Genomic DNA, 8123 nt, shown 5'->3' on the forward strand with positions numbered 1-8123 from the left:
TCGCAAAGTAAAATTTTAGACAGAATTCCTGCGGTGAATTGCAGTTAAAATTTTTCCGCACAGAGCCCTGTTTTCCGTATATACGCGGCGCGTCTTCCCTAGCAAAATTCTTTATGTGCGGAGGACGACAGCAAAATTTTCGCGCTTTGTATCCTAAAATCGCCATAAAACCGGTGCAAAATCACGGCAAGATCGGCATAAAATCGGTTTAAAATTACGGCAAGATCGGCGTAAAATTTATGCGGAGCGCTCAGACGCAAAGAGCGTAAATTTTACTCTGAAAAATCCTTGCGGTAAAATTTAGCCGCCAAAAGCTCATTCAAAGCCGTCCAAAGCCCGCTAAAAAAGAGGTAAAAGACCAAAAAGCCACCGCCGCAAAATCCTCACGCCAAAATCTGCCCGCAAATTTCTCCCGGTAAAATTGCTTTGGATGGGGCGGGATTTGAACTCGCGGCAAATTTTCCGGGCTAAATTTTACGCAAAAATCCGCATTGGGCCTGCAAAATTTATCGTAAATTTCTCCGGACGAAATTTCTTTGCGTTTATGAAATTTCCAGCACGACCTCCTTTTTTAGCCCGATCTGTTTGATCTCGAGCACGGAAGCGCCGCCCAAACGCAGCGCAAGCACCTCAGCCTCGCTGCAAGCGCCTGCCAGAGCTATTTTGCGCAACACCTTGCCGCGCCAAGCCTTGGCGTAGTGGCTCAGCACCTTGCCGCCTTTTATGAAACTAAAACTCAAATATTCGTGCTTCATCTCATAAAATTTTTCGTAAAATCCCGCGCGCAGATCCACGATGCACTCATCCGCCAGATACCGATCCAGCGCGGCGGAGAAGCTATCGCGATAAAATTTCGCCACGTCTATGCCGCCAAATTTTTTGCCCTGCTTGAGCTTGTAGTTCGGCAGCGCGTCGCCGCCCAGCACGGGGCCGAAAAGATTTGAAAAAATTATCGTGTTTTGCTCCGCAAACTCCTGCGCTCCGGGGCTTAGCGACGCGTAGCCTAGGGCGCGATACGCGGTGCCGGTGTAGCGCAAAAGCGCCTTCGCGCAGCCTTTTTCAAAGATATTTTCGCGCAGAGCCACATCCCATTTTTTCAGCCCGAAAAGCTTGCAAAGCTCCGCCTCGCTTGCTTTATCCACGAAATCCGCATAAGCGCGCAGCATCTGCAGGCGCTTTTCGTAAAGATCTGCAAAGATGAAATTTCGCTCGCAAATGCGCGAGCCGCCGCCCAGCTCGCTTTTCATCTCGCTTGGGGAAAATAAAATTTTCATACGCTCTCCTTGAATTTCGCCATTTTACTAAAATTTTGCTTGCATTCAAGCCCGCTTAAGCTCGCGCCGCCCGCTCAAATTTAAGCTAAGCAGCGTATAATGGCGCTAAAAATTCCAAGGACGAAAATGCTTTTAGAAGAGCCGCTGTTTTACTACCGCGAAATTTTAAAGACGCATCCGCAAAGCTACCTCGCAGAGGACGACGCTCAGGTCATCATCGGCATCGATTGTGATTATTTCGACGGATTTAAGATGAGCTTTGAAGCGCTAAAGATTAAATTTGATGAGGTAAAAAGCGCGAAAGTGGGCGCAAGCGAATTTAAAAATGCGAGCTTTGCCGGGCTTTTCGGCGTTTTGGGCTACGACATCGTGCGCGCGTTCGAAAATATCGGCGCGCCGAAGCAGGCGCTGTATGACTTCCCGCCGTTTTTTTACGCCGATGCCGCAAACTACCTGCACTACGATAAAATCAGCAAAATTTACGATTTTTACGGCAAAGACGCCCAAATTTACGAAAGCCTGCGCGAGCTTAGTTCTCAAGCCTCGCAGCAAGGCGATGCTGAAGCGGCAGGCGCGCCGCAGAGTGCCGCAAAAGCGGACGCTGCGATAAAAGGCGGCTCAAAATCGCAAGGCGCGTCTGAGCCAGAGCCTCAAAAAAAAGAGCTTAAATTTAAAATTTTAACCGATCTGGGCGCCGAGGAGTCGCATTTTAGTGCGATGGTCGAGGCTGCAAAAGAAAAGATAAAAAGCGGCGACGTGTTTCAGGTCGTGCTGGGCGAAATTTTAGAAGTCGGCACGAATCTGGGCAGCCTGGAGTTTTACGAGCGACTCAAAAAGAACAATCCGAGTCCCTATATGTTTCACTTCCCGACGCCGTACGGTTGCGTCGCGGGCTCCAGCCCCGAGCTGATCATGGAGATCAAAAAGGACGAAATTTTTGTAGCTCCCATCGCAGGCACCCGCAGCAGAGGCGCGAATGCCGAGGCCGACGCGGCGCTTGAGCGCGAGCTTTTAAACGACGAAAAGGAGCTTGCGGAGCATCGGATGCTGATCGATCTAGCTCGCAACGACATCGGCAAATTCGCCGCGCCCGCCTCGGTGCGGGTGCAAAACGCGATGCGCGTCGTGCGCTACGAAAGCGTGATGCACATCGTAAGCGAGGTTTACGGCAATAAGCCGCGCGGGGTAAGCGCGTTTGAGGTACTCGGCACTATCTTTCCTGCGGGCACGCTAAGCGGCAGCCCGAAGATTCGCGCAATGCAGATCATAAACGAGCTGGAGCGTTACGAGCGCGGCATCTACGGCGGCGGAATCGGATTTTGGCGCTTTAACGGCGACGTGATGCAGGCGATCTTGATTCGCTCGGCGATCTTCGTAAATCGCGACGCGCAAAATTCCTGCTCGCAGGAGAACTCTAAGCAAAATTCAAATTTAAGCTCTGTTTGCGGCGAGGAGAAGTCCGAAGCGACGAAGCTTTGCGATTTCGCAGCGCAAAAGGGCGGCGGCGAGGCGCAAAATTTACCGGCTCGCGCAAGCAAACGCGACGCGACATTAAATTTAAAAGCTCGCGCAGGCGGCGGGGCGCTAAATTTAGAAAGCGAGCCGAGCTTTAGCCGCGCGATGCGGTTTGAAGCTGCCAAATTTAGCGCGGAGAATTTCGGCTGCGAAGGGCTAAACAATCTCGTATTTATCGGAGCGGGCGCAGGTATCGTTTACGACAGCTCGCCAAAGAGCGAATACGCAGAGATCTGCAAAAAGCGCAAAAGCCCGCTCAAGGCGATCGAGGAGCTATGCGAGGAAGCTTAGACGCTTTAAATTTAGCTAGCCGAGTGCACCGCTTTTAGGCGCGAGTTTGATTCGGCTAAATTTAAAGCGTATCGCTGCTAGGATGTTAAATTCAACGGCGAGCTTCATTCGGCGCCGCAAAGCAGCGTAACGTCGCAGCTGGTGTAGTAATGCCGCAGCCGCGGGCGGAATTTTAAATTTAGCTCGCAAGCGGCGTTAAAGTGGCATCGGATTTGTCCGCCGCAAAGCGGTTAAATTTAAACTGTATTAGAATTTTAAAGAGGCGCAAATGCCCTAAAAAAGGATAAAATTTTGATTTTAATGATAGATAATTACGACAGCTTCGTTTTTAATATTTATCAATACATTTTGGAGCTAAGCGACGAGGAGGTGCGCTATTTCCGCAACGATGAGATAACGCTGCAGCAGGTGCGCGAGCTTGCCCCATCGCACATAATCCTAAGCCCGGGACCAAATCATCCAAAAGACAGCAGCGTCTGCCTGGATATTTTGCGCGCGGATTTGGACGTGCCGATTTTGGGCGTGTGCCTTGGGCATCAGGCGATCGGATACGCGGCTGGTGCGGAGATAAAGCAGCTGGAGGTGCCGCTACACGGCAAGAGCTCGACGATCGAAATTTTTAGTGACGGCGTACTTTTTAGCGGGCTGCCGCGTAAATTTGAAGTGATGCGCTACCACTCGCTTTATGTGGATGAAGCTACGCTGCCGCGCGAGTTTGAAATTTTAGCAAAGAGCGAAAACGACGGCATTATAATGGCGATGAAGCACCGAAGTAAGCCTGTTTTCGGCATTCAATTTCATCCCGAGAGCTTTTTTACCCAATACGGCAAAAAGATCATCGAAAATTTCATCAATTACGGCAAAAAGATAATTTTAAAGGAGAAACTCGTGGTAAATTTCGCCCCGTTTATGTTGAAGCTACAAAAGGGCTTCCCGCTAGATAGCGACGATTACGCCGTCATTTGTAAGGCGCTTTACGAGCAGGATTACGACATCGTGCAGCTTGCGGGGCTGCTCGTGCTGATCAGCGAAAAATCGCTCTACCCAAGCAGCCTCACGGCGCTCGTGCGCAGTATCTTAAAATACTCGATCACCTACGACGATCCGAGCCCGATGTTTGACATCGTAGGTACGGGCGGCGATAGGCTAAAGACGATCAATATCTCCACGACCGTGGCCTTTATCGCGGCAAGCTTCGGCGTGCGCGTCGCCAAGCACGGCAACCGCGCGATTACCAGCAGATCGGGTAGTTCCGATGCGCTCGATGCTTTGGGCGTGCCGCTACTTAGCGATTTGACGCAGATCAGAGCGCTGCTAGATCGCACCGGGCTGGCGTTTTTTCACGCGCCGTTTTTTCACAAAATCACTGCCGAGGTCAAAGAGGTGCGTAACCGCCTAAAAATCGGCACCGTCTTTAATATAATGGGACCGCTTCTAAATCCAAATTTAAGCCTCAGCAATCAGATCGTGGGCAATTATCTGGAGGAAGTAAATGGGCTCATCGCCGAAACGCTGATGATTTTGGGGCGCAAGCACGCTCTGGTGGTGCACGGCATGGACGGTATGGACGAGATCAGCCTGTGCGACGAAACGCTAATCCACGAGGTCAAGGACGGCAAAATTTTAGAATACCGCGTAAATCCCGAGCAGTTTGGCTTTAAACGCGCATTTCACGGCGATATAGAAGGCGGCGACGGCGAGGCTAACGCCGAAACTTTAAAGCAAATTTTAAAAGGCGAGCTTAGCGGGCCGAAATTTGACATCGTCGTGCTAAACGCGATGTTTGCGCTATACTGCGCCGATGTCGTATCAAGCCCTGCGGAGGCTAAGCCGCTCATTTTAGAGGCGATCAGATCGGGCAAAACGTGGGAATTTTACGAAAACTACGTAGGGGCGAGAGCTTAGATGGCTAGCGGCGAAAAGAGGGAGTTTTTAAGCGAGCAGCTCATCAGCTATCTGGGCAACAAGCGCTCGCTGCTAGCGCCGATAGAGCGTGCGATCTGCGAGATTAAGGCGGAGCTTGGGCAGGGCAAGATCAGCTTCGCGGACGTCTTTAGCGGCAGCGGCATCGTCGCGCGACTGGCCAAAGCGCACTCAAATCTCGTGATCGCAAACGATCTGGAGGGCTACTCGCGCGCGATAAACTCCTGCTATCTTTCAAATTTTAGCGACGAGCTGTGGCGAGACTTGAGCGAGCTGCACGCTGAAATTTTAAGAAATTTTACGCCGAAGGAGAGCTTTTTTAGCGAGCTGTACGCGCCGAAAGACGATGAGGATATTAAGGCGGGCGAGCGCGCCTTTTACACGCGCCGAAACGCCCTGATTTTGGGCGGGCTTTGCGAGCAGATCGGTAAAATCCCGCAAAAATTTCGCGATTTTTTCACCGCGCCGCTGCTTAGCGAGGCGAGCATCCACTCAAACACGGGCGGCGTTTTTAAGGGCTTTTACAAGGACAAAGCGGGCGTGGGCAAGTTCGGCGGCAGCGGCGAAAACGCGCTAGCTCGCATAATGGGCGAAATTTCCCTGCGCCTACCGGTGCTTTCAAATTTCGCCTGCGAAAGCGCGGTCTTTCAAGAGGATGCCGCGCGCTTTGCACAGAGCGCGCGCGAGCGCTTTTCGCAGCTTGACGTCGCGTATTTTGATCCCCCTTACAATCAGCACCCCTACGGCTCGAACTATTTTATGCTAAATTTGATCACGGATTTTATAAACGAGGGCAAGAGCCCAAATGCTGCGAGGCTTAGCAGAGTTTCTGGGATCCCCGCAGACTGGAACCGCTCGGCGTATAATAAAAAATCAAGCGCTGCGGAGGAATTTTTCGCGCTGCTGGCGGAATTTCCGGCGAAATTTTTAATAATCTCTTTTAATTCCGAGGGCTTCATCTCGAAGGCGGAATTTTTAAAAAATCTCGCGCACATCGGCTCCGTGCGCACGATAGAGATCCGCTATCCGACCTACCGCGCGAGCAGAAATTTAAACGCGCGCGAGCTTTACGTGACGGAATTTTTATATGTCGTGCGAAAGTAAGATCAAAATTTGCGGCATCAAAAGCGTCGCCGAAGCCTGCGCCGTGCTGGCATGCAGCTCGGCTTTATACGCAAATTTAGAAAGCGCGGATGACGCTAAAAATTTACCGCAATCAAGCGGCGAAAGCTCAATGAAAACTCCTAATTTTTGCGGCGAAAATTCTGGGCGGAATTTTAATTCGGATGCCGAGAATGCTATGCGAAATTTCAATTCCGACAGTAAGAATTTCGCGCAAAATTTTAATCAAGGCGGCGAGAATTCCGCATGCCGCACGCAAGATTACGCAAATTTTACGTGCGAGCAGAATTGTGATTGTGATAAAAATTTCGGTAGCGGTTTACGAAGCCATGGCGACGGCTCGGGCGTGCGCGTGGATTTTTTAGGCGTGATATTCGTATCAAGCTCCAAGCGCCGCGTGAGTATAGATACAGCGCGCGAGATCGCGCATATCGCGCATGAAAACGGCGCAAAGTGCGTCGGAGTCTTTGCTTTGAGCTCCGAAAAGCACGACACCACGCCGCACGAGTGCGAAAATTTTGGCGACAAAGCTCGCGGCGAAGAAATTTGTGAAGATAAAATTTACGCGGGCACGAGCGGCGACGCGAAATTTTACAAAGCTGCAGAATTTTACGAAAAGAAGTGCGACGATTTGGATGTAAATTTGAACGCAAACCGTGCTGTGCCCGTCTCGGCAAAGAATCAAAATTTTGAAATTTTAAATTCGGGAACCCTAAACGAGAAGCAAATTTTAAAAATTTGCGAGGCTTGCGAGCTGGACTGCGCTCAGATTTATGGACACATAAGCGCGGATTTCAAAGCGCGGCTTAACGCGGCAGGCATCGAAGCGTGGCAGGTGCTAAGCATTGGCGCCGAAATGCTGCCTCTTGAGGGTTTGAGCTTCGATCGGATCTTATTCGACGCCAAAGGAGCGAGCTTGGGCGGTAACGGCGTGAGCTTCGACTGGGATCTGCTGCGACGCGTAGGGCTTGGCTACGAAGGACAATACAGCGCGGCGCGCGATGAAAAATACTGCGCGGGCAACACAATGCAAAGCACAGGCGACGCAAGAGGCGATCTTGAGTGTAGTACGATCCGAGAGAATTTCGGCGAGGAAAAATTTTACTCACAGTGTACTGAAAACAGCGGCACAAAGCCCACAGAAAGCGATAATCACCGTGCCGCCAAAAATGGCGAGGCTAGTAAAATTGCGCATGCTGTCATCCGATCAAGCGATGCAGAGCCTGCAATAGAAAATTATGACCGCGATGCAAAGAATAGCGAGGAGTGCGGAGCCAGTGCGTGTATTGCTACTCAGTCAAACAATATAGAGCCCGCGAAGGAGGGCTCCGATCATTGCGGCGCAAACGACTATGAGGCGGGCGCGCCAAATATTGCGAATGACGGCGGCGAAGTAGGTAAGTTAGGTACCGCAAAGGATGGTATCGCAGATAAGTGTAGCACCGCCTCCAAAGGCGGCGCGATCTCTTTCATCCTCGCAGGCGGCATCGGCGCGCAAAATATCCGTGAGGCACTCGCACTGCACCCATACGCTATTGATCTAAACAGCCGCGTGGAGGACGCGCGAGGCATTAAAGATCCACAAAAGATAAGCGAAATTTTGCAAATTTTAAAAAATGCGCAAGGCTGATCTCTGCGTGCAAACTCGCGCGATAGTTATATCTAAATCAAGCGCGTATAAGGAGGGACCAAATGCGTAACAACGAAATTGCTAGGTTTGGCATAAGCAAAACGTGGTATGATAAAAATATAAAGGATTTCTTACAAAATAAAAATTGCGATAAGCAAAATTTAGCGGGCAGCGGGCTAAAATTTACGAGCGATGGCAGGCGAAATTCTATAAATGTCAGCGAACGAAATTTTACGAATGCCGTTGAACAAAAATCGCAAAGCGATTTCTCTTGCACCACTGATACGCCCTCGCAAAATTTTAAAACTCAAACAAGGGATTACGACAAAGAGCCGATAATCATAAAAGACCACGCTATAATTTTAAAT

The 8123-nt window shown here is 50.4% G+C and carries 6 protein-coding genes; 5 read left to right on the forward strand and 1 reads right to left on the reverse strand.

Annotated elements, in window-relative coordinates:
• Positions 1–542: 542 nt before the first annotated feature.
• Positions 543–1274, reverse strand: a complete 732-nt coding sequence (gene yaaA / locus Q0257_RS02445) for a peroxide stress protein YaaA (protein ID WP_298021135.1) — start codon at positions 1272–1274, stop codon at positions 543–545.
• 126 nt (positions 1275–1400) lie between these two features.
• Between yaaA and Q0257_RS02450 the strand changes: the two genes are divergently transcribed.
• The 5 genes from Q0257_RS02450 to Q0257_RS02470 all read left to right on the forward strand — a co-directional run.
• Complete coding sequence (locus tag Q0257_RS02450) at positions 1401–3080, forward strand: anthranilate synthase component I family protein (RefSeq protein WP_298021138.1); 1680 nt, start codon at positions 1401–1403, stop codon at positions 3078–3080.
• Between the two features lie 291 nt (positions 3081–3371).
• Positions 3372–4985, forward strand: coding sequence for an anthranilate phosphoribosyltransferase (gene trpD / locus Q0257_RS02455; protein ID WP_298021140.1), 1614 nt, complete (start codon positions 3372–3374; stop codon positions 4983–4985).
• Positions 4986–6107 (forward strand): DNA adenine methylase, encoded by a 1122-nt coding sequence (locus Q0257_RS02460; protein ID WP_298021143.1) that lies wholly within the window; start codon positions 4986–4988, stop codon positions 6105–6107. It abuts the gene before it with no gap.
• Complete coding sequence (locus Q0257_RS02465) at positions 6091–7755, forward strand: hypothetical protein (protein ID WP_298021145.1); 1665 nt, start codon at positions 6091–6093, stop codon at positions 7753–7755. Before Q0257_RS02460 ends, Q0257_RS02465 begins: the two co-directional genes overlap by 17 nt.
• Positions 7756–7817: 62 nt before the next feature.
• Positions 7818–8123, forward strand: a 306-nt coding sequence (locus Q0257_RS02470; protein ID WP_298021147.1) for a hypothetical protein, incomplete at its 3' end; no start/stop codon positions are given.

The sequence above is a fragment of the uncultured Campylobacter sp. genome, assembly GCF_938018035.1.
In the GTDB taxonomy this organism is placed as follows: domain Bacteria; phylum Campylobacterota; class Campylobacteria; order Campylobacterales; family Campylobacteraceae; genus Campylobacter_B.